At 70.7% G+C, this 22,825-nt stretch carries 16 protein-coding genes; 9 read left to right on the top strand and 7 right to left on the bottom strand.

The features are described 5' to 3' along the window. Positions 1-178: 178 nt before the first annotated feature. Positions 179-1,480 carry a M20 family metallopeptidase gene (locus ACIRPT_RS04725; protein ID WP_403822212.1) on the bottom strand — a complete coding sequence of 434 codons (1,302 nt, stop codon included), beginning with the start codon at positions 1,478-1,480 and terminating at the stop codon, positions 179-181. Positions 1,481-1,913: 433 nt separating this feature from the next. Next, positions 1,914-2,828, bottom strand: coding sequence for a hypothetical protein (locus tag ACIRPT_RS04730; RefSeq protein ID WP_403822215.1), 915 nt, complete (start codon positions 2,826-2,828; stop codon positions 1,914-1,916). A 209-nt stretch (positions 2,829-3,037) separates the two neighbouring features. Between ACIRPT_RS04730 and ACIRPT_RS04735 the strand changes: the two genes are divergently transcribed. From ACIRPT_RS04735 to ACIRPT_RS04755, 5 genes are all read left to right on the top strand, one after another. After that, positions 3,038-5,374 carry a hypothetical protein gene (locus ACIRPT_RS04735; protein ID WP_403822218.1) on the top strand — a complete coding sequence of 779 codons (2,337 nt, stop codon included), beginning with the start codon at positions 3,038-3,040 and terminating at the stop codon, positions 5,372-5,374. 304 nt (positions 5,375-5,678) lie between these two features. Then, positions 5,679-6,707, top strand: coding sequence for an L-threonine 3-dehydrogenase (gene tdh / locus ACIRPT_RS04740; protein ID WP_403822220.1), 1,029 nt, complete (start codon positions 5,679-5,681; stop codon positions 6,705-6,707). A 193-nt stretch (positions 6,708-6,900) separates the two neighbouring features. Further along, positions 6,901-8,124 carry a glycine C-acetyltransferase gene (locus ACIRPT_RS04745; RefSeq protein WP_403822222.1) on the top strand — a complete coding sequence of 408 codons (1,224 nt, stop codon included), beginning with the start codon at positions 6,901-6,903 and terminating at the stop codon, positions 8,122-8,124. Positions 8,125-8,161: 37 nt separating this feature from the next. Further along, positions 8,162-9,070, top strand: coding sequence for a LysR family transcriptional regulator (locus tag ACIRPT_RS04750; protein WP_403822224.1), 909 nt, complete (start codon positions 8,162-8,164; stop codon positions 9,068-9,070). 130 nt (positions 9,071-9,200) lie between these two features. Then, complete coding sequence (locus ACIRPT_RS04755; RefSeq protein WP_403822226.1) at positions 9,201-10,541, top strand: chloride channel protein; 1,341 nt, start codon at positions 9,201-9,203, stop codon at positions 10,539-10,541. A 57-nt stretch (positions 10,542-10,598) separates the two neighbouring features. On the opposite strand, the gene ACIRPT_RS04760 is transcribed toward ACIRPT_RS04755, so the two are convergent. From ACIRPT_RS04760 to ACIRPT_RS04780, 5 genes are all read right to left on the bottom strand, one after another. After that, positions 10,599-11,189: a GTP-binding protein gene (locus ACIRPT_RS04760; protein ID WP_403822228.1), complete on the bottom strand. Its 591-nt coding sequence runs from the start codon at positions 11,187-11,189 to the stop codon at positions 10,599-10,601. After that, positions 11,176-11,541 (bottom strand): DUF742 domain-containing protein, encoded by a 366-nt coding sequence (locus tag ACIRPT_RS04765; protein ID WP_403822230.1) that lies wholly within the window; start codon positions 11,539-11,541, stop codon positions 11,176-11,178. The genes ACIRPT_RS04760 and ACIRPT_RS04765 overlap by 14 nt, the downstream gene beginning before the upstream one ends. Further along, positions 11,541-11,945 (bottom strand): roadblock/LC7 domain-containing protein, encoded by a 405-nt coding sequence (locus ACIRPT_RS04770; RefSeq protein WP_403822232.1) that lies wholly within the window; start codon positions 11,943-11,945, stop codon positions 11,541-11,543. Before ACIRPT_RS04770 ends, ACIRPT_RS04765 begins: the two co-directional genes overlap by 1 nt. Beyond that, positions 11,942-14,155 (bottom strand): nitrate- and nitrite sensing domain-containing protein, encoded by a 2,214-nt coding sequence (locus ACIRPT_RS04775; RefSeq protein ID WP_403822234.1) that lies wholly within the window; start codon positions 14,153-14,155, stop codon positions 11,942-11,944. Before ACIRPT_RS04775 ends, ACIRPT_RS04770 begins: the two co-directional genes overlap by 4 nt. 377 nt (positions 14,156-14,532) lie before the next feature. Next, positions 14,533-15,564: a PHP domain-containing protein gene (locus ACIRPT_RS04780; protein WP_403822236.1), complete on the bottom strand. Its 1,032-nt coding sequence runs from the start codon at positions 15,562-15,564 to the stop codon at positions 14,533-14,535. Between the two features lie 826 nt (positions 15,565-16,390). On the opposite strand from ACIRPT_RS04780, the gene ACIRPT_RS04785 reads away from it, so the two are divergent. The 4 genes from ACIRPT_RS04785 to ACIRPT_RS04800 all read left to right on the top strand — a co-directional run bounded on the left by ACIRPT_RS04785 (position 16,391) and on the right by ACIRPT_RS04800 (position 22,808). Further along, positions 16,391-16,597 (top strand): type A2 lanthipeptide, encoded by a 207-nt coding sequence (locus ACIRPT_RS04785; RefSeq protein ID WP_403507566.1) that lies wholly within the window; start codon positions 16,391-16,393, stop codon positions 16,595-16,597. A 217-nt stretch (positions 16,598-16,814) separates the two neighbouring features. Next, positions 16,815-17,621, top strand: a complete 807-nt coding sequence (locus tag ACIRPT_RS04790; RefSeq protein WP_403822238.1) for an HlyD family efflux transporter periplasmic adaptor subunit — start codon at positions 16,815-16,817, stop codon at positions 17,619-17,621. Beyond that, positions 17,618-19,921, top strand: a complete 2,304-nt coding sequence (locus ACIRPT_RS04795; protein WP_403822239.1) for an NHLP family bacteriocin export ABC transporter peptidase/permease/ATPase subunit — start codon at positions 17,618-17,620, stop codon at positions 19,919-19,921. The genes ACIRPT_RS04790 and ACIRPT_RS04795 overlap by 4 nt, the downstream gene beginning before the upstream one ends. Positions 19,922-19,931: 10 nt before the next feature. Next, positions 19,932-22,808 carry an NHLP bacteriocin export ABC transporter permease/ATPase subunit gene (locus ACIRPT_RS04800; protein ID WP_403823351.1) on the top strand — a complete coding sequence of 959 codons (2,877 nt, stop codon included), beginning with the start codon at positions 19,932-19,934 and terminating at the stop codon, positions 22,806-22,808. Positions 22,809-22,825 lie beyond the last annotated feature (17 nt).

Consider the following 22,825-nt stretch of genomic DNA (forward strand, 5'->3'; position numbering starts at 1 on the left):
CAGGGCACCGCCCGGACCGTGACCGCGGATCGGCAGCCGGCTAGCGGCAGCCGGCAACTGGGTACCGACAACCGGCAGTCGGTACCCGGCAGCCGCCGGGCGGCAGACAGCCACAGGCCTGCCGTCTCGCCCCGCCTCGCCCCGCAGTTGCGGACCGCCGCCGTACGCGCCGCCGCGCTCAGAAAGCGGGCCGCTCCCGCGACGCCATGGGCGGGCCCGAAGCGTGGGTGCGCGCCGCGATCCAGCCCCCCATCGCCCGTACGCCCATGCCGATGGCGCGCTCGTCCGGGGCGAAGTCGGGGTAGTGCGGGTAGCTGCTGGTGATGGGGGCGCCCGGAGCACGTACGCCGAGGAAGGTGTAGGTGCCGGGGACGCGGTCCAAATAGAGGGCGAAGTCCTCGCCGTTGAAGGGGAAGGCGGCGTGGAGCTCGGTGACCGCGTTCCGGCCGAGGGCGCGGCGCAGATGGCGGGCGAGCGTGCGGGCATCGCGTTCCGGGCAGACCATGGCGGGGAACGGCTCGGCGGGGAAGCTCACCCCGGCGCCCGCGTACGACGTGGCCAGCCGGCGGACGTCCTCGCGCACCTCCACGTACCGCTCCTGCGGCCAGCAGCGGTAGGACACGCTCACCGTGGCCTCCTGCGCCCTGGCCCGGACGGCCACGAACCGGGCCAGCGGCCCGCCCGGCGTCTGGACATCGGCGACCATCCGCTCCAGGTCCGCGGGCGTCTGCGGGGGAGCCACCGTGGCGAGCGCGCCGATCTCGGCGGCCAGTCGCCGCGCGGAATCGGGCGCGTCCGGACCCGAGAGGGTCACCTCCGCGCGGTCCTGGCCCGGCAGCCCGTAGCCCGGAGTCACGGCGAACTGCCCCACCGGGAACGGCCCGCAGTGCAGCGCATGGATCTCCTCGACGCCGGTGCGCTCCAGCACGCCCGCGTCGATCAGCGCGCGGGCCCCGGCCAGGGCCTCCTCGGCGGGCTGGAAGAGGAACACCACGGTTCCGCTCAGCTGCCGCCGCAGCCGCGCCAGGACCCGTGCGACGCCGAGGGCCACCGTGGTGTGGAGGTCGTGCCCGCAGACATGGGCCGGCGCCGCGCCGCCACCGACGATGTCCTTGGGCGGCACCGCATCCATGTCCGCCCGATAGGCGACGGTCCGGCCTGGACGCGAGCCCCGCAGAACCCCGACGACGCCGTGCCCGCCCACCCCGGTGGTGACGCTCAGCCCGGCCGCCCGCAGCTCCCTCGCCACCAGCGCGGCGGTGCGCCGCTCCTGCCCCGGTGTCTCGGGGTGCCGGTGGATGTCCCGCCGCAGCGCGATCAGCCCGCGCTCCAGGCGCGCCACCTCGGCATCCACCGCCCCTTGCGCCACCGGCCCGCCCCGCCCGTCGGCGGCGGCCTTCCCCGCAACTCCCCACACCATCCCCGCACCGGCTGCCGCCGCACCGACGAGCAGCGTGCGGCGCGCGAGACCATGCTCCATGGGACGCTTCACTTTTCCCCCTCCGTGATCCTTCACATGACCCTCCGGAACGTCCGACACGGCGGGCGATCCCCGGCACCGCATGCCCCGTGCCCGTCGCCGCCCGTCGAACGGAAAGTCCGTGACGACACCATCGCCTCAGGCAGCCGCCGCTGCCCATCCGGCGAGCCACCACTTGGGGGTGGGGGTAGCCCCCTCATGGGAAGCGCTGTGCAGAGTGGAGCGTGTCAACGCGGGCAGGGTCGGACGGGCGGTCGGACGAGTGGCCTTCGGCAAGCAGATCGACCAGCGGCGCAACCCCGTGGAACGGTGCTTCAATCGACTCAAGTAACGGAGAGGCACCGCCACCCGCTATGAGACGGCCGCTGTCCTGGGGGTCAGTTGTCGCCCAGGGGTCGCTCCGGATGTGGGCGTGACACCTTGACGACTCTTCCTAGAGGAGGTCGCGGAGTGAGGTTCCCGGCGCGCTGGTGATCAGGGTGCGCAGGGCGGCGAGAGGCGCAAGGACGCGGGGGCCGCCTTCATATTCCTCTTCGTCCTCCTCGTCCTGGTCCGGCTCTGTGACGTACGGGTCGTCGCCGCCCTCCGCGAGCGGGTGTGGACTCATGTTCCACGCCCAGCTGTCGTTCCTGCACTGCACCTCGCCCAAGTACCACACGCAGCCTTCCAGGAACGGATCACCTTTCTGCTCGTCCACCTCTCCGCGCGTGCGGAACAAGTTCAGGAAAATCTCCTGAAGACGGTCCAGTGACGCGGCGGAGAAGTCCCACGATGCCGCCTCGCCGGTGGACTGCGCCCACGACGGGAATCCTTCCCTGCGGTCGGCGAGCCAGGTGTGCAAGCGCGGGTTGTCCGCCCAGTCCGGTAGAGGGATCAGACGGGGCTCCCAGGAAGGATGAAGGCCCCGGTACTGGGCGACGGCCTCACCCAGCCTCGCGGAGACTTCCTGGAACATCTGCCCGCTTGCGGTACGCACGGCGTGGTTGATCAGGGCGCGGGGGGAGATTCCCGCGATCCGCAGTGCCGGATCGGGGACGATGACCGGCTCACCGCGGCCTTCCTTGCCCTGGTGCCAGTTCCACTGGCCGCCGGTGATCGACAGCAGTACTTCGCCGAGCCAGATCACGTCCTCGTTCGCGCCGCCCAGATAGCGCGGGTAGTCGCGTTCCCGGCCCCGCAGGCCCTGGAGGAGCTGCGTCTCGCCGGCGGCCAGAGATGCGACGGTGAAGCCTTCGGGGCCTTCTTCGGGGAAGGTGCAGTACTCGCGGCATGCCTGAACCTGCTGGTACCACAGGCGGACCTCCTCTCCGTGGTCGAGGAACCGGCCGCCTTCTACCTCGTATTCCATGGCCTTGAGCCTAGGCGTACACGGCGACGAGCAGACAACGAATCGACACAGCAGGCGAGTTGGCCTGCGACACGCCGTAACTTTACTGCGGCACAAGGGAGTTGGACGCCTAGGGTGTGGCGTTGGGTGGCGCCAACGACCACGGGGGCCCCTGGCGTCACCCGCGCAGAGATCGGTCTGACCCTCTGGGCCCCTATGAGGGAATCTCAGTGAATCGTTCGATACCCGCATCCCTCCGCCGGGGACGCTTATGGGCCCGACTGACCGTCGCGCTGGCCTGCGCGGGCGCGGTGACTTTCACCGGCCTGCCCGGCCTGCCGCTGGTCGGCGAAGCTCACGCCGACATCAAGGGCGGCAAGCGGTGCGACAAGAAGTACGGCCTGCCGTCCAAGCCCGGAGGCCGTAAGCCCGGAGATCTCCCCCATGACTGGGTTCGTCCGGACGTCGAGCAGGACGTCATGCCGTTCGAAAATGACCGGCGTGCGATGGACGGCCTGAACCTGCCCAAGGACCCCGACGACTATCTCAAGGGCGTCGGGAACGATCCGAAGAAGTACGAGGAGGGCGACCCGAAGAAGGTCTTCGCTTCCTACAAGCGGTACTTGGGAAACCGCCCCGCGGGATCCAACACCGAGTTCCGGGACTGGCTGGTCAACGACTACGTCGACATGGCTGAACGCCGCACCCGTGGAGACGCCTTCGAACGCAAGGTTGCCAAGGACTACAACCTCGTCGGACCCGAGTGGCTGTGCCAGGTCACCGTGGAGATCCCCGACCCTGACGACCCCACCGGCAAGCGGAAGATCCGCCGCATCTACGACGCCTATAACAAGGACACCAAGCAATTCCTGGAGTTCAAGGCCGGCGGCGAGCACGCAGCCAAACAGGTCCCCAAAGATCAGAAGATCCTCAACCACAAGGACTACAAGGGACACAGCCTGCGCTACGTCTTGGGCGGCGAGCAGGAAGACGCCACCCGCCGCGCGCTGAGCAAGCTCAACAAGGACGTCGGCGGCACCGACACTTCCCGCCGTGTCTCCACCATCGAGCACCGCACCACCCCCAAGGAGCAGTGGCGCCGCTCCATCTACTCCCAGAAGTCGACCTTCTTCAACGCCACGCCGCAGCCCAACAACAACCCGGGCTCGAAAGTGGTCCAGCGCTCCGCGCCGACTCCGGAGACCGCACGCCGCCAGCAGGAAGCCGCGATGCGCCGCAACATGAACGGCTCCGGCGTTCGCACTCCGGGCGGCATCGACTTCTCCACCCTCGACCTTCGCTACGTCGGCACCCCGGTCAAGGGCAAGGGCCTGGACTACGCCTTCTCCGCCGACAAGGCCGCCGACCCGGTCAAGAACCCCGGATACGGCGGTGAGGCGAAGGCCAACCTCATCTCGGACGCCTTCTTCACCTGGCTCGCACTGACGCCGGACAAGTTCTGGGTCAACCTGAACCCGGTCCGCCCCGACGTGGTCATGGACAAGGAGTTCGCCAAGACCGACGCCGGCCGCGTGCTGCTGGAATCGGACCTGACCCTCAAGCACGACTACGCCGATGCCATGAACCCCGACAAGTACCAACGAGGGGAGACCTTCTGGCGCACGGTGCCACGTACGGCCGAAGGCCAGCCGTGCCTGCCGATCATCCGGCAGTGGATCACCCCCAAGACCGCGCAGGTGCGTGAGCAGGACGGCGGGATCTACATCCTTGACGCCCCGCTGAAGGTCAACATGGAGGTCCCCACCGGCCCTGACGTTCCGCCCAATACCTGCAAGATAAGTGAGACGCAGACCAAGCAGGCCGAACGGCTCATCAAGACGATGATCCTGCCCGAACTGGAACGCCGGGTGAACGAGGACGCCTCCTACGCCGACCTGCGCCGCGTCTATACCTCCCGTGTCGCGGCGGAGTACATCCGCCGCCAGGACGCCGCCAAGCCCAGCGACTACCGCAAGATCATCAACAGCAATGATGTGAAGCGGTGGCCGCTGCGCGGAGTGAACAAGGGTTGGGACAAGAAGACCGTCTTCGACAAGTACGTCCACTCCTTCAAGAACGGCGACTACAAGTTCAAGCGGACCTACGGCGGCAAGGTGTGGATTCTGTCCATGGGTGGGGTCGACTTTTCCAAGGCGCCCAAGCGAAACATCACCCGCGCCCGCTTCAACGTTCAGCATCCCAACCTGCCCAAGTCGACCAAGACCGGCGTGCAGGCGATGACGAACGACCTCGACAACGACAAGAAGCTCCTGCTGGGAGGCAACTCCGTCAACAAGGGCGGCGGGGATGGGGATGGGCCCACCCCGACGCAGCCCCCCACGGACGACCCCACCGAGCAGCCGACCACTCCGGCACCTGACCCGTCCACCCCGGGCGGCGGAGACCACGGTAGGCCGCCGGCCGGCAAGAACCCGGACGGCGACCTCGCGGACACCGGATCCCACACCCCCGTCGGCCTGATCGCAGGCATCGCCGCGGCACTCGCCGCCGCTGGTGCAGCACTCACCTGGTGGACGCGCCGCCGTAAGCAGGAAACCGCCGGCTAGGCGCGACGCGGGCGATTTGGTACCACGGCAGAGCCTCACCCCCTGCGCAGTCGGGGGTGAGGCTCTCTCGCGTGCCCTGCTGGGTCTTCTCCCCCGGGTTCGTTGCAACCGTGCCCGTGGGCACGACCGGCCCCCGCCCGGCGCCCGCGAAGGCCGGTCCCCGCGGGGCGTAAAGGGCAGCTGTGGCCGCGCTTAAGAAAACCTCGATGGACCAGGCGGCCGTCGTAGGGAAGATTTCCTGACGGAGATCGGGCGGCCGAAATGTGCCCCCGGCAGGTCATCTGCGCGTACGGGAGCCGTTGCGGTGAAGGCACTGGTCAAGGAGAAGGCGGAGCCCGGATTGTGGCTCACGGACGTGCCGGAGCCGGCCGTCGGCGCGGGGGACGTACTGATCAAGGTGCTGCGCACCGGCATCTGCGGCACCGATCTGCACATCCGGTCCTGGGACGGCTGGGCTCAGCAGTCCATCAGCGCGCCGCTGACCGTCGGCCATGAATTCGTCGGCGAGGTCGTGGAGACCGGGCGCGATGTGGCCGACATCAAGCCCGGCGATCTGGTCAGCGGCGAGGGGCATCTCGTCTGCGGCAAGTGCCGCAACTGTCTGGCCGGCCGCCGCCATCTGTGCCGCGCCACGGTCGGCCTCGGCGTCGGCCGGGACGGCGCGTTCGCCGAGTATGTGGCGCTGCCCGCGGGCAACGTGTGGGTGCACCGGATCCCGGTCGACCTCGATATCGCCGCGGTCTTCGACCCGTTCGGCAACGCCGTGCACACCGCTCTATCGTTTCCGCTGGTCGGCGAGGACGTACTGATCACCGGCGCCGGGCCGATCGGCATCATGGCCGCCGCCGTCGCCCGGCACGCGGGCGCCCGCAATGTCGTGATCACGGACGTCAGCGGGCCGCGCCTGGAGCTGGCGAGGAAGGTCGGCGCGAGCCTCGCGCTCAATGTCGCCGAGACCACGATCGCCGACGGCCAGCGCGAGCTGGGCCTGCGCGAGGGCTTCGACATCGGCCTGGAGATGTCCGGCCGGCCGGAGGCGCTGCGCGACATGATCGACAACATGACGCACGGCGGGCGGATCGCCATCCTGGGCCTGCCGTCCCAGGAGTTCCCCGTCGACTGGTCCCGGATCGTCACCTCCATGATCACGATCAAGGGCATCTACGGCCGGGAGATGTTCGAGACCTGGTACGCGATGTCCGTCCTCCTCGAAGGCGGCCTCGACCTCGCGCCCGTGATCACCGGCCGCTACCCGTACCAGGAATTCGACGCCGCCTTCGACGACGCCGCCGGCGGCCGCGGCGGCAAGGTCATCCTCGACTGGACTGCCTGATTTTTTGGCTCGGTTCGCCTCCGGGGCACAAAAGCCGGTGTCGAGAGACCGACCGTGCTCAACCCCCCTTCGTCGGGCCTCCGCGCTCCCCCAAGCTCTCAACTGCGTTCGAGCAGGGAGGTACCCCCAAGTCCTCTCGACACCGGCGCGCCCCTTTGGCTCACTCGCCCACTGCACCCCAAGGAGCACCCTCATGTATGACTCCGTACGCGACGAACTCCGCGGCACCCTCGACGAGATCCGCGCCGCCGGACTGCACAAGCCCGAGCGGGTGATCGGCACCCCGCAGTCCGCCGCCGTCGGCGTCACCGCCGGAGGCCGCCCCGGCGAGGTCCTCAACTTCTGCGCCAACAACTACCTCGGCCTCGCCGACCACCCCGAGGTCATCGCCGCCGCCCACGAAGCCCTCGACCGCTGGGGCTACGGCATGGCCTCGGTCCGCTTCATCTGCGGCACGCAGGAGGTGCACAAGGAACTGGAGCGGCGGATCTCCGGCTTCCTCGGCCAGGAGGACACCATCCTCTACTCCTCCTGCTTCGACGCCAACGGCGGCGTCTTCGAGACCCTCCTCGGACCGGACGACGCGGTCATCTCCGACGCCCTCAACCACGCCTCCATCATCGACGGCATCCGGCTCTCCAAGGCCCGCCGCCTGCGCTACGCCAACCGCGATATGGCGGACCTGGAAAGGCAGTTGAAGGAGGCCGCCGAAGGAGGCGCCGGCCGCACGCTGATCGTCACCGACGGCGTGTTCTCCATGGACGGCTACCTCGCGCCGCTGGGCGAGATCTGCGACCTGGCCGACCGCTACGGCGCCATGGTCATGGTCGACGACTCGCACGCCGTCGGCTTCGTCGGTCCCGGCGGCCGTGGCACCCCCGAACTCCACGGCGTCATGGACCGCGTCGACATCATCACCGGCACCCTCGGCAAGGCCCTCGGCGGCGCCTCCGGCGGCTATGTCGCCGCCCGCGCCGAGATCGTCGCCCTGCTGCGTCAGCGCTCGCGCCCCTACCTCTTCTCCAACTCGCTCGCCCCGGTGATCGCCGCCGCCTCGCTGAAGGTGCTCGACCTGCTGGAATCGGCCGGCGAACTGCGCGAACGGCTGGCCGCCAACACCGCGCTGTTCCGCTCCCGGATGACCGAGGAGGGCTTCGACATCCTCCCCGGCGAGCACGCCATCGCCCCCGTCATGATCGGCGACGCGGCCGAGGCGGCCCGGATGGCGGAGCTGCTGCTGGAGCGCGGCGTGTACGTCATCGGCTTCTCCTACCCGGTCGTCCCGCAGGGCCAGGCGCGGATCCGGGTACAGCTGTCGGCCGCGCACTCGACCGCCGACGTCCACCGCGCGGTGGACGCCTTCGTGGCGGCGAAGGCCGTGATGACGGCCGAAGCGAGCTCCGCTCCGGGGGAGTGACCCCGCCGCCGCGACCGCGTCCTGCGAAACTGGAAACATGATCGAAGCACGGCGGCTGCACATCCTGCGCGCGGTGGCCGACCACCGTACGGTCACCGCCGCGGCCGCCGCGCTCTATCTCACCCCCTCCGCGGTCTCCCAGCAGCTGGCCGCCCTGGAGGCGGAGACCGGCCACCGCCTGGTGGAACGCAGCGCCCGCGGCGTCACGCTGACCGCCGCGGGCGAGATCCTGCTCCTCCACGCCAACGCCGTACTGGCCCAGCTCGAGCGCGCCGAATCGGAACTCGCCGCATACGGCTCCGGCGAGGCCGGCGTGGTGACCGTCGCGGCCTTCGCCACCGGCATCTCCTTGGTCGTGGCGCCCGCGATCACCGAGCTCGCCGCCTCCTCGCCCGGCATCCGGGTCCGCGTCCGGGACGCCGAGGGCGACGCCAGCCTGGTGATGGTCCTCGACCGGCAGGTCGATGTGGCCGTCGCCGTCGAGTACCGGGGCGCGCCGCGCGCGGACGACCCGCGGCTGACCCGCGTCCCCCTGTACGCCGAGCCGTTCGACGCGGTCCTCCCGGTCGGCCATCGCCTCGCCGACGCGGCGCGCGTCTCGGTCGCCGACCTCGCCCAGGACCCGTGGATCGGCCCCTACCCCGGCAACCCCTGCCATGACGTGGTCGTCCTGGCCTGCGAGTACGCCGGATTCGAGCCGCGGCTGGAGCATTCCTCCGACGACTTTCGCGCGGTGGTCGCGCTGGCGTCGGCCGCCGCGGGGGTGGCGCTCGTCCCGCGCTCCGCGCTGGGCGACGGGGACCTGGCGGGGGTGGTGGTCCGGCCGGTCGACGGCGTGGCGCCCACCCGGCGGGTGTTCGCCGCCGTACGCCGCGGGGCCGAGGAACATCCGCTGCTGCGCCCGGTGCTGGCGGCCCTCCAGGAGGCGGCGGAACCGCAGGGCTGAGCGCGGACGGGCCCGAGCACACCGTTGCCCGGCCGCGTCTCCGCACCGTCCCGCAGCCCGCGTGGCAGGCTCGGCACCGCGGTGGCCAGGGTGGCGCCGGACGCAGTACCGGCTCCGAGGAGGCGAGGCGATGTCGGTCGGCCGGACCGGACCGGTCGGCGGAGCACCGGCCACGGCGCCGCAGGACCCGTTCGCGCTGCTGCGCAGCAGCGGCTATCTCAAGCTCCTGGTGCAGGCCGGGCTGCTCGGCGTACCGGTCTGCGCCGTGGCGTTCGGCTTTCTCGCGCTGGCCCACGAACTGCAACCGCTGGTCTACCAGGACCTGCCGCAGGCGCTGGGCTTCGCCGGCACCCCGGTGTGGTGGCCGCTGCCGATGCTCGCGGTCGGCGGCGTGCTGGTCGCGCTGATCATCCGCCACCTCCCGGGCAACGGCGGCCATGAACCGGCCGACGGCTTCGCGCTCGGCGGCGCTCCCGCCCTCTCCGCGCTCCCGGGCATCGCGCTGGCCGCGCTGGCCACCCTCGGCTGCGGCGCGGTGCTCGGCCCCGAGGCGCCGCTCATCGCGCTCGGCGGCGGGCTGGCCGTCGCCGCCGTACGCCTGCTGCACCGGGATCTGACGGACCAGGCCGTCGCCGTGGTGGGCGCCGCCGGCAGCTTCGCCGCGGTCAGCGCGCTGCTCGGCTCCCCGCTGCTGGGGGCATTCTTGCTGATGGAGGCCTCGGGGCTGGGCGGCCCGCTGCTGGGAGTGATGCTGGTGCCCGGACTGCTCGCGGCCGGGATCGGCGCGCTCATCTTCACGGGCCTCGGGGACTGGACCGGACTCGGTACGTACTCGCTCACCGTCCAGCACGTCCCCAAGGCCGCCGACCCGGCCCTCCCGGAATTCGGCTGGGCGCTCGCCATCGGCGTGCTCTGCGCCCTCACCGGGTTCGGCGTGCACCGGCTCTCGCGCTTCCTCAAGGACCGCGTCGCCCGTCACCGGCTCCCGGCCACGGTGGCGCTGGCCCTCGTGGTGGGCGCCCTGGCGATCGGCTTCGCCGAGGCCACCGGAAAACCGGCCTCCGAGCTGCTGTATTCCGGGCAGTCGGCGCTGGGCTCCCTCTTCGGCGCCACCACCGGCTATTCGGCGGCGGCACTGGTGCTCCTCGTCGTCGGCAAGGGCCTGGCGTACTGCGCGTCGCTGAGCTGCTTCCGGGGCGGTCCGATCTTCCCCGCGATGTTCATCGGCGCGGCGGGCGGCATCGCCCTGGCCCATCTCCCCGGCCTGACGGACACCGCAGGCTTCGCCATGGGCATCGGTGCGATGACGGTCGCGATGTTCCGGCTCCCGATGACCGCCGTACTGCTGGCGACCCTGCTGCTGGGCCGCTCCGGGCTCACCGTCATGCCCCTGGTGATCGTGGCGGTGGTGGTCGCGTACGTCGTGACGGCCCGCCTGACGCCGGCGCCCCGGACCGGCGCAGCGGCTTAGGGTCTGACCCATCGGACAGACCCTAGGAGCCGGTCCGGAGCCGGTGCCGAGGCCGCGTCACACGGGCAACGCCGTCCCCGCGTTGGCGATGAGCAGGTCGAGAAGCGAGAGCAGGGTGTCGCGTACGTCGTCACGGGAGCGGGCGTCGAGCATGAGGACGGGGGTCGAGGGGTCCCGCAGATGCAGCGCGGCCCGGATCTCCTCGGCGGTGTAGGGCTGCTCGCCGTGGAAGCAGTTCGCGCCGACCACGAACGGAAGCCCCCGGCTCTCGAAGAAGTCGACGGCCGGGAAGCTGCGGTCCAGGCGGCGGGTGTCGACCAGCACGATCGCCCCGAGAGCCCCGTTCAGCAGGTCGTCCCACATGAACCAGAAGCGCTCCTGTCCCGGCGTACCGAACAGGTAGAGGACGATCCCGGCGTCGGTGAGGGTGATCCGGCCGAAGTCCATCGCGACGGTGGTCACCGTCTTGGACTCGATGCCGTCGAGGTCGTCGACGCCGATACCCGCGGCCGTCAGCCGCTCCTCGGTACGCAGCGGTTCGATCTCGGAGACCGTCTCGACCAGCGTCGTCTTGCCGACGCCGAATCCCCCGGCGATGAGGATCTTGACGGGGGCCGCCTCCTGGGCGGGGGAGTCATATCCGGGCAAGGCTGTCCCTGATTTTCATGAGCAGGTGGACGTTGGTGGTCTCGGCTGCCGCCAGGGGCGGCCGGTGGTCGATCAGCCCGCGGTCCGCGAGTTCGCCGAGAAGGACCGACATCGGCGTCAGACGCATGCCCATGCGGGCGGCGATCTCGGCGACCGCTCGCCCGTCCGGCGCCGGGCACATGGCGAGGATGGTCTGCCACTCGGTGGGCAGCCCGCCCCGGGCATCCGCGGGGACCGCCGCCGTGATGGTGGTGTCCATGGTCAGGACGGTGTGCGGAGCGGCGGTACGGCCATCGGTCAGGGCGTACAGCCGCGTCCGGCGGCGGCCTCCGTGCTGCGGATCGTCCCCCATTACGAGGTGGGCGCCTGGGTGCGTTCGGGCGTGCCCAGCCACTCACCGAGCGCCTGCGCGGTGCGCACCGCCTCGCCGCCCAGCTCCCCGAGGCGTGCCTTGCGGGAGGTCGCGACGATGAGGGTGCTGCCCTCGCCGCACCCGACGATGCACAGGTACCGGTCGTCCATCTCGACCAGCTGACGGATCACCCGGCCGCCGTCGACCTCCCTGGATATCGCCTTCATCGTGGCCGCGATTCCGGAGGACGCCGCGGCTATGCGCTCCGCCTGGGGCCGCTCCAGCAGGTAGGCGCTGAGCTTGATGCCGTCGTTGGACAGGAGCACGGCTCCCTGGATGCCGGCGATCCTGCTCAGGTTGTTGTCCAGGATGCTGTAGATCATGTCGTTCGCTGTTGTCGTCATGGCTGATCCTGTCGGAGCTCTTCTTCCACTTTCTGGGTCCCGTCCTCGTAGTCCGCCCAGGCGTCGGCCACCTCTTCGGGCGTCGCCGTGTCCTGGTTGACGGCTGCTTGCGGTGCGCTCGGCTCGCGCAGTTGCTCGGCGATATGCGTCTGCGGGACGCGCTCGGGCAGGGCCGGACGCGCGTCGCCGCTCCCCGCGCCCACCGGCCGTACCGGCAGCGCGCCCTCCTGCGGCTGCGTCCGACGGGTGGGCAGCCCGGACCCCACATGCAGCACCAGCTCGGGCTTGCCTTCCTCGGGGCGGCGCGGAGCGGGGACGGGGCGTGCGGGGGCGGACGGTGCGACGGCGGAGGGCGCGGGGGCGGATGGCGCCGGCGCGTGCGCCGGTTCCCCCTCGGTCGGTACGAGCAGCTCCTGGGGAACGATGACCACGGCCGACGTCCCGCCGTACACCGAGCGGCGCAGCGTGACCCTGATCCCGAGCTGGTCGGCGAGGTGGCCGACCACGAAGAGACCCAGCCGGTGCGCGTTCTTCGCCAGGACGGCGTACGGCGGGGCCGAGTGCAGCCGCCCGTTCATCTCCTCGTAGCGCGCGGGCGCCACCCGGGGACCGCGGTCCTCGATCTCGACCGACAGCCCGTCAGCCACCGACTCGGCCCGGATGACGACCTTCGACCTCGGCGGGGAGAACCGGGTGGCGTTGTCCAGCAGCTCCGCCAGCAGATGGCTGATCTGGCTGATCACCCGCGGCTCCACGCTGAGCTCGTCCAGCGCCTGCCGTTCGATCCGGCGGAAGTCCTCGACCTCCGCGGCGGCCTCGCGCAGCAGGTCGGCGAGGCGCATGGGTTCGGTGTGCGGGTCGGGGATCTCGCCGCCCGACAGGATGAGCAGGTTCTCGATCTGCCGGCGCATGCCCACCGTCAGCTGGTCGGAGCGCATCAGCTGGGCCAGCAGCGCCTCGTCGTGACCGAAGGTGTCCTGAAGGTCTTCGGTGAGGCTCAGCTGACGGCTGACCAGGTTTCCGGTACGTGAGGCGATGCCCGCGGCGAACATCCCGAAGCCCTGACGCTCCTCCGCGAGCTGCCGGTGACCCTCGACGGATACGGCGACGACCCGGGCGAACGCGTCGCGGATACGTCCGACCTCGTCCTGGTCCCCGGTGTTCCTGGGCAGCGCCCCGTCGTCGACGGTCTGTCCGCGCTGCAGCCGGTCCACGACGTCCGGCAGTGTCTTCTCGGCGATGGTGACCGTGCGCTCGTGCAGACGGTGCAGGCGCCGAAGCGCCGAGCGGGTGATGAGGACGACGATGGCCGCGACGGCCAGCAGCGCACCGCCGCTTCCCGCGATCAGCCAGGCGACGTCCGCCTCGAGGCCGGACGCCTTGGCGTTGGCGTCCGCGATCACCTCTCGCGACCGCTGGAGGTTGAGCGTGTCCAGCTGTGCCGCGAACCTCCGCTGGGCGGACCGCCAGTCGCCGACGTCGCGCGGCAGCCGCACGCCGGAGACGATGTCCTGGTGGCCGGAGACCACCGCGTTCTCGATACGGGTCTTGCTCGCCCATGCCTGCGAGCCGGCGATCCGCCGGTACAGCTCCTTGTCCTTGGCCGGCAGATACGGCGCGATCCAGGTGCCGTACAGGTACCGGTGGGCGCCGACGGCGTCGACGAACACGGCGAACCGGGCGGCGGTCAGCTTTCTGGACGGCCCGGCCAACGAGAGCACCGTGTCCTCGCGCGCCAGCATCTCCGACGCCGAGAACATCGCGACGACCGGCCGGCTCTCCTGAGCGAGCTCGGTGTCCTCGATGCGGTTGAACTCCTCCTGGTAGAGGCCGATCATTTGGGTGATGGCGGACGTGTAGTAGCCGATCGTGGTGTCGGCGTCGCCGCTTCGGGCGTCCGCCCGCTCGCGGTAGGCGTCCAGGTCGTCGAGACCGTTCGTCAACTCCCGGAGGAGACGGCCCTCCTCCCCGGTTTCCGAAGGAGCGGCGGCGACCGCCCGGCGGAACTCCGCCGCCGCCCGGTCCGTGGCCGCACGCCGGTTGCGCAGATCGATGACGGACACCGGAGAATCCGCCCACCGCGCGGCCGTCATCGTCCGTTCCGCCTGCATCGCGGCCATCAGACCGTGTACGGATGCGCCGACCCGCTCGCCGTCCGCCACGTCGTCGCGCAGGTGCTGCGACTGCTCGAGCAAGCGGTTGACGGTCACGGCGACTTGGGTACCCATGGCGACGGTGGGGACGATCGCCAGCCAAATAAGCAGGGTCCGCAGGCGCACGGTGCGCCGCCGGCGCATGCGCGATGCCTGCGGTGGGCCTTCGGGTTCTATGGGAGACATCAGTCCTCGAGGGCGGGGAGAGCAGTAGGAGAACCGGCGGCCGGGTGCGCGTGTGCCTGGGGAGGGGGACGGGCGGACGCCGGTCCGGCCGCGGTGGGGCATGAGGGATGCCGATCATAACCAGCCACGCCATGAAAAGGAGAGGTTGTCCGGTCGATCGGCGAATGATAGGTACGCCACACGGCGTTGCGGAGCGGAGGCCGCACCGACGTTCCCCGCGGCGGCTGTACGCCGGCCCTCGGGCAGTTCTAACGCCGCGGCGTCCGCCCCGTCTCCGTCCAGGTGGTCAGCTGCCGCTCCGTCCAGGTGGTGATGACCCGCTCCGCCGGCACCCCGCACTCCTCCGCGCGGGCGCACCCATATATCTGCCAGTCCAGCTGCCCCGGCGCATGCGCATCGGTGTCGATGGCGAACAGCGTCCCGGCGTCCAGCGCCTGACGGAGCAGCCGGCGCGGGGGATCGAAACGGTCGGGGCGGCAGTTGATCTCCACGGCCGTACGGTGTGCCGCGCAGGCCGCGAACACCTCGGCGGCGTCGAACTGCGACTCCGGCCGCAGCTTGCCGGTGATCTGCCGGCCGGTGCAGTGGCCCAGCACGTCGACCAGCGGGTTGGCGACCGCGGCCAGGAGCCGACGGGTCATCGGCGCGGACTCCATCCGTAGTTTGGAGTGGACCGAGGCCACCACCACATCGAGTTCCGCCAGCAGCTCCGGCTCCTGGTCCAGCTCGCCGTTGTCGAGGATGTCGCACTCGATCCCGGTCAGCAGCCGGAACGGCGCCAGCCGTTCGTTCACCTCCGCCACCAGCGACAGCTGCGCGCGGAGCCGCTCCGGGCTCAGTCCGCGGGCGACCGTGAGACGGGGGGAGTGGTCGGTCAGCACGCACCAGTTGTGCCCGAGGTCGCGGGCGGTCGCGGCCATCGCCTCGACGGGGCTGCCGCCGTCGGACCAGTCCGAGTGCAGATGGCAGTCGCCGCGCAGCGCCCGCCGCAGCCGCTGCCCTTGCTCCCCCTCGACCAGCGGCCCGCCCGCTTCCTCCGTCAGCCGCGCCAGATATCCGGGCACCTCGCCCGACAGCGCCTCTTCGACCACGTGGACCGTCTTGGGGCCCAGCCCCTTGAGCCGGGCCAGCGAACCGTTCGCCGCGCGCTTGCGCACCTCGTCGGGGGACAGCCCGCCGATCACCGCCGACGCCTTGCGGAACGCCTGTACGCGGTAGGTCACCGCCCCTTGCCGCTCCAGCAGGAAGGCGATCCGCTCCAGCGCCTCGACCGGCTCCACCTGCGGCTCCTTCCCGGCGTGCCGCACAGTCCCCCTTCTACGGTGCCGCACCGGGGGAACGGCTGCCACCGGCGGCTCGTGAAGGGGCGGCCGGGAAACGCCTTCGGCCGGTATATGCCGCCATCACCCGGTATACGGGGAGCCATCGCGCGGGGCCATTCCGCGCCGAAGCGGGGCGCGGACGGGAAATCGCTCATTCCGCTCGCATCCCGCGTAGCGTCATTATGTGGCTATGTCCGATCTCTGGATGGCCGATCCGTTTCTGTCGTGATGGCGCGTCAATTACGGTCTGCATTACGGGCAATATCACCCGGAAAAGCGGGGTGGTGCATGTTCTGGCAATGCCCGCGCAACACCTCTCGGTAGATGCCGGAGGCAACCGTGGCGGTTCCTCTGATGGGCCGTGGTCGGGCGCGGCGAAAATTGGCCGCCTTCAGAAAATCTGCACATCGAATGCGCAGGCGGCACACGCCGTCTCGTCGGTCATCTACGTCCTGACCTGCGCATCAGCGCTTTCCGGCGGGAATGTCCAGTTCGGGGTAAAGGGGGCGCCAAGTCGCCAAGATCGAAGCGGCGGGACATGTGAAGAAGCTGCTACCAAGTCATGAACATGTGTCCACGTCAGGTAATTCGATGGAGGCTTGGAGTCCGGATCCGCGCTCGTCGGATTAGCAGACCAACGCGCCTGCATGCTTTGATCCTTCGCACCGCGGAAGTCGCACAAGGGTTCTCGGTTTCGAGACCCGACAACCGCCGCCGCGGCCGTACCGCCCTGCAGGACGGCTCGGCCGCAGCTATTTGATATATGCATCCGAAAGGAATCATCATGCGCGAGATTCAGACCCAGGAAATCGCTGACAGCGAGCTGGACAACGTGGCCGGTGGCCTCGTCGGTGGCCTGGTCGGCACCGTCACCAACACCGCCGACTCGGTCGCCCCGGTTTCGGGCCTGGTGAACACCGCCACCGGTCTGGTCGAGCAGACCGCCGGTGTCAACACCGCTGGCGTGACGGGCCTCGTCGCCGGTCTCTGAGACCCAACGGCAGGTCGGCGTCCCCTCCTTGCCGACATGCCGGTCCGGCTGCCCCGGAACCGCCAGGCTTTCGCCGGGTTCCGGGGCACCCGGCCGTCCGCCCCCGGACACACCCCCGTACGCTCGGCTCCACAGCGGCATCGGCCGGGCCGAGCCGCCTTGTCCGACGTGTCCGAGGCGTGCCAGACAGATCGATTGCAGTTGAGGGAAGAGTGTCGTGCAGTTTCGCCAACAGGCCCTTTCCAAGCTGCAGTCGCCGGAGGAAATCGATCTCCCGGTGCGCTTCGCCCGGCCCCAGGGCTGGCTCGTACTGATCATCACGGTCGCCGTGCTGATCGGGGCCTCCATATGGGCCGTGACCGGCACCGTCTCCTCCACGCTCAACGCGCCCGGCATCCTCACCCACGGCCAGGGCAGCTACATCCTCCAGAGCCCCGTCGCGGGCCAGGTGACCGCCGTACTCGCCGAAGAGGGCAAGCGGGTCGCCGCCAACACCCCCGTGCTCAAGGTCCGTACCGCACAGGGCACCACCGTCGTCCGCGCGATCGCCGCGGGCCGGCTGACCACCATGGTCGCCACCATCGGCTCCGTCGTCACCACCGGCGCGGATATCGCTTCCGTGGAACGCGTCGCGCGCTCCGCCGATCCCCTGACCGCGACGCTGTACGTCCCCGCCGACAGCGCCGCGACGGTCCCTGTGGGCGCCTCGGTCGACCTCACGGTCCAGTCCGTGCCGGCCCAGCAGTACGGCGTGCTGCGCGGCCGGGTGCAGGCGGTCGGCCGGACCGCCCAGACCCGCCAGCGGATCGGCGCCTACCTGGGCAGCAGCCAGCTCGGCGAGCAGTTCTCGCAGCACGGCCAGCCCGTCGCCGTCCTGGTGAAGCTCGACCGCGCGCCCCGTAACAAGTCCGGCTACGCCTGGTCCACCTCCGACGGACCGCCCTTCGCCGTCGACTCGATGACCATGGCCGGCGGCGCCGTCCACCTGGCCGAGCAGCATCCGATCGATTGGCTGCTTCCGTGACCGCCCCGAACGACGCCGCCCAGACCGGTGCCCCCCAGCAGCAGCTGCCGCCACCGGGCCGCCGCCGGCACCGCCCGGAACCCGCGCCCAGCGGCCGCCGGGGTGCCCGCCGCGCCGCACCCCCGAAGACCGGGAACAGCAAAAAAGCCCGGTCGGTGCGCACCCCCACCGTCCTCCAGATGGAGGCCGTGGAATGCGGCGCCGCCTCGCTGGCCATGGTCCTCGCGCACTACGGCAAGCATGTGCCGCTGGAGGAGCTGCGGATCGCCTGCGGCGTCTCCCGCGACGGCTCCCGGGCCAGCAATCTCCTCAAGGCCGCCCGCAGTTACGGCCTGACGGCCAAGGGTATGCAGATGGAACCGGCCGCGCTCGCCGAGGTCCAGGCGCCCGCCATCCTCTTCTGGGAGTTCAACCACTACGTCGTCTACGACGGCATGGGCCGCAAGCTCGGCCGCAAGGGTGTCTACATCAACGACCCCGACAAGGGCCGTCGCTTCGTGGCGACGGAGGACTTCGACACCAGCTTCACCGGTGTCGCGCTCGTCTTCGAGCCGTCCGAGTCGTTCGAGAAGGGCGGGCGCAAGCCCGGCATCCTGGGCGCCGTGCCCGCGCGCCTGCGCGGCACCAAGGGCACCCTGCTGGCCGCCCTGCTCGCCAGCCTGCTGCTGGTCGCGGTCGGCGCCGCGGTGCCCGCGCTGAGCCGCACGTACATCGACATGTTCCTGATCGGCAACCAGACCTCGCTGCTGGGGCCGCTCTTCGCGTCGATGGCCGCGATGGTCGCGCTCACCGCCGTACTCACCGGCCTCCAACAGGCGAACCTGCTGCGCGGCCGCATCATCTCCTCCACCCTCAGCAGCGCCCGCTTCCTGCGCCATCTGCTCAGACTCCCGGTCACCTTCTTCGCCCAGCGCAGCCCCGCCGACCTCGTCCAGCGGCTCCAGTCCAACGACGCGGTCGCCGAAACCCTGGCCCGCGACCTCGCCGCGGCCGGGGTGGACGGCATCGTCGTCATCCTCTACGCCTTCCTGCTGTGGACCTACGACCCCCAGCTGACCGTCATCGGCGTGGGCATCGCGCTGCTCAATGTCGTCGCGATGCGCATCGTGGTACGCATCCGCGCCACCCACACCCAGAAACTGCGCGCGGACAGCGCCCGGCTGACCAACACCTCCTACACCGGCCTCCAGCTCATCGAGACGATGAAGGCCACCGGCGGCGAGAACGGCTACTTCCGCCGCTGGGCGGGCCAGCACGCGGCCACGCTCGAGGAACAGCAGCGGCTCGGCGTCCCCAGCGCCTGGCTGGCCGTCGTCGCGCCCACCCTCGCCACGCTCAACAGCGCCCTGATCCTTTGGATCGGCGGACTGCGGGCCGTCGAAGGCCATATCTCCATCGGCCTGCTCGTCGCCTTCCAGGCGCTGGTGACCCGCTTCACCGCACCCATCACCCGGCTCAACGGCGTGGCCGGCCGGATCCAGGACTTCGCCGCCGACGTCGCCCGCCTCAAGGACGTCGAGAGCTTCCCCGCCGACACCGTCTACTCGCGCCCCGGGGCGGACGGCGGCACCCGCCGGCTCAAGGGCCATGTGACGCTGGAGAACATCACCTTCGGCTACAGCCCGCTCGACAAACCGCTGCTCACCGGCTTCTCCCTCGCCGTCGGCCCCGGCCGCCAGGTGGCCCTCGTCGGCGGCTCGGGCAGCGGCAAGTCCACCGTCTCGAGGCTGATATCCGGCCTCTACACCCCCTGGGAAGGCACGATCCGCATCGACGGGCAGCGCCTGGAGGACATCTCCCGCAGCGCGCTGGCCGCCTCCGTCTCCTTCGTCGACCAGGACATCTTTCTCTTCGAAGGCACCGTGCGGGACAACGTGGCGCTCTGGGACCCCTCGATCCCGGACGACGCCGTCATCGCCGCCCTGCGCGACGCCGCCCTCTACGACGACGTCATCGCCCGGCGCCCCGACGGCATCCACAGCCGCGTCGAGCAGGACGGCCGTAACTTCTCCGGCGGCCAGCGCCAGCGCCTGGAGATCGCCCGCGCACTGGTCCGGCGGCCCAGCATCCTCGTCCTCGACGAGGTCACCAGCGCCCTGGACGCCCAGACCGAACAGACCATCATCGACAACCTGCGGCGGCGCGGCTGCGCCTGCGTGGTCATCGCCCACCGGCTGAGCACGGTCCGCGACAGCGACGAGATCGTGGTCCTCGACCATGGTGCGGTCGTCGAACGCGGCCGGCACGAGGACCTGGTCGCGGCCCAGGGCGCGTACGCCGAGCTGGTCAAGGAGCACTGACGTGTCATCCATGCATCCCTCCGCGGTGGTGGGGCCGGGCGAGGCCGACGCGGTGACGCAGGCGATGGGCGGCCTCGGCACGGCCGTCGACTGCACCGGACTGCGCAGCGTCCCCCTCGAAGGCCCGCACGTCCTGTGGCTGGTCACCGGCGGCTCCCTCGATCTCTTCGCGGTCGACGCCGCCCAGGAGGGCCACTGGCACTTCCTCGGCCGGCTGGAGGCCGGAACCCTGCTGCTGGGCCCGGTCCAGGGCCCGCAGCACACCCTGCTGGGCCGCCCCTCGCAGGACTGCGCGCTGCGCCGCATCCCGCTGCGCGAGCTGGCCCGCCCCGATTACGGCGGCGAATATGGCGGCGAGTACGGGACGTACGGGACGTACGAGAACGGCTACGGCGACACCTACGCGGGCCAGGACGGCGGCCCGACCCCTCTGGAGCACGCCTTCGCGCTCGGCACGGCCCGCAGCCTCGGCGTGCTGTTCGAGGCCCCGCTGGACGGCCGGCCCGGCGACGAGGCGGTGGCCGACGACGACATCCTGTGGATGCCGGTGCCGCCCGGCAGCGTGCAGTACGGCGCCACCTACAGCGCGGAGGCCGCGGGCGATCTGCTGGTCGACCCCGCGATGTGGCAGCAGATGGTCAACCAGCAGTACCGGTTGCTGTCCGCGGTGGACCGTTGGATCGAGCAGCTCGAGCGGGCGCACGAGGACCGCACGGCGGCCGGCATCAAGGCGGGCGAGGCGGTCCGCGAGCGGGCCGACCAGGCGCTGCTGGCCTCCATCGGCCGCCAGGACCGCGGCGGCCGCGGCACCCGCACGGACCGGGCCACCGACGACGCCACCTTCGCGGTCTGCCGCACGGTCGCCGAGGCCGCCGGGATCACCCTGACCGAGCCCCCGAAGGGAGGCGCCGTCAACGACCGCATCAGCCCCGTCGAGCGGATCGCCGTCAGCTCCCGCATCCGCACCCGCGCCGTCCGGCTCGGCGACCGCTGGTGGCGGACGGACACCGGTCCCCTGGTGGGCCATCGCGCCAAGTCCGGCGCCCCGGTCGCGCTGCTGTGGCGCCGCGGCCGCTACGAGGCGGTCAACCCGGCCTCCGGGCTGCGTATCCGCATCGGCAAGGACAACGCCGACGAGTTCGAGCCGCGCGCCGTCATGTTCTACCGCCCGCTGCCCGAGCGGCCCATGACCATGTGGCGGCTGATGCGCTTCAGCCTGCGCGGCACCCGTATGGACGTCCGCCACCTCGCCGTCAGCGGACTGGTGACGGTCGGCCTCGGCGCGCTGGTCCCGATCGCCACCGGCAAGGTCCTCGGCGTGTACGTCCCGGCCGCCGAGCGGAGCCTGATCGTCCAGGTCTCCCTCGCCGTCATCATCACCAGCATCGTCACCGCCGCCTTCATGCTGCTCCAGAACCTCACCGTGCTGCGGATGGAGGGCCGGATCGAGAGCGCCCTCCAGCCGGCGGTGTGGGACCGGCTGCTGCGACTGCCGACGAAATTCTTCACCGAACGCTCCACCGGAGAGCTGGCCAGCGCGGCCATGGGCATCAGCGCCATCCGGCGCGTGCTGTCCGGCGTCGGCCCGGTGGCGGTCCAGTCCGTCACGGTCGGCGCGATGAACCTCGTCCTGCTGCTCCTCTACAGCGTGCCGCTGGCGCTGGCGGCGATCGGCATGCTCGTCGTCATCGGCGCGGTGTTCCTCGCCATGGGCATGTGGGAGCTGCGCTGGCAGCGGCGGCTGATCAAACTCAGCAACAAGCTCAACAACCAGGCCTTCCAGACCCTGCGCGGACTGCCCAAGCTGCGCGTCGCCGCGGCCGAGAGCTTCGCCTACGCCGCCTGGGCCCGCGAGTTCGCCCGCTCGCGCGAACTCCAGCAGAAGGCCGGCCGGATCAAGAATCTGACCACCGTCCTCAACGCCGTCTATCTGCCGGTCTGCTCGCTCACCATGTTCCTTCTGCTGGCCGGGCCGGCCCGCGGCAGCATGTCGGCGGGGTCGTTCCTGACCTTCAACACGGCCATGACCATGCTGCTGACCTCGGTCACCCAGATCACCGGCGCCTTCGTCTCCGCGGCCGCCGCGCTGCCGATGTTCGAGCAGATCAAGCCGGTCCTGGACGAGTCGCCCGAGGTCCGCGGCGCCAGCGCGCAGCCCGGCACCCTCTCCGGCGGCATCGAGGCCAAGAAGCTCTCCTTCCGCTACACCGACGACGGGCCCCTGGTCCTCGACGACATCTCCCTCCAGGTCAAGCCGGGCGAGTTCGTGGCCGTCGTCGGCCCCAGCGGCTGCGGCAAGTCGACGCTGCTGCGGCTTCTCATCGGCTTCGACAAGCCGACCTCCGGCAGCGTGCTCTACGACGGCCAGGACCTGGGCGCCCTCGACCAGGCGGCGGTGCGACGCCAGTGCGGGGTGGTGCTCCAGAACGCCCAGCCGCTCACCGGCTCCATCCTGGACTGCATCTGCGGCGCCGAGGCGTTCACCCAGGAAGAGGCCTGGGAGGCGGCCGAGATGGCGGGCCTGGCCGAGGACATCAAGCGGATGCCGATGGGCCTGCACACCATGATCGCCGGCGGCGGCGCGATCTCCGGCGGTCAGCGCCAGCGCCTGATGATCGCCCAGGCGCTGATCCGCCGGCCGCGCATCCTCTTCTTCGACGAGGCCACCAGCGCCCTGGACAACGAGACCCAGCGCATCGTCATCGAAAGCACCCGCAGACTCAGCGCCAGCCGCCTCGTGATCGCCCACCGCCTGTCCACCGTCATGGACGCCGACCGCGTCATCGTCATGGCGGACGGCCGCGTCGTCGAGCAGGGCGCCCCCGCCGACCTGCTCGCCAACACCGGCGGCCACCTCCACGAACTGGTACGCCGCCAGCTGACCTGACCTGACCTGACCTGACC

Source organism: Streptomyces sp. NPDC101227 (genome assembly GCF_044767545.1).
In the GTDB taxonomy this organism is placed as follows: Bacteria; Actinomycetota; Actinomycetes; order Streptomycetales; family Streptomycetaceae; genus Streptomyces.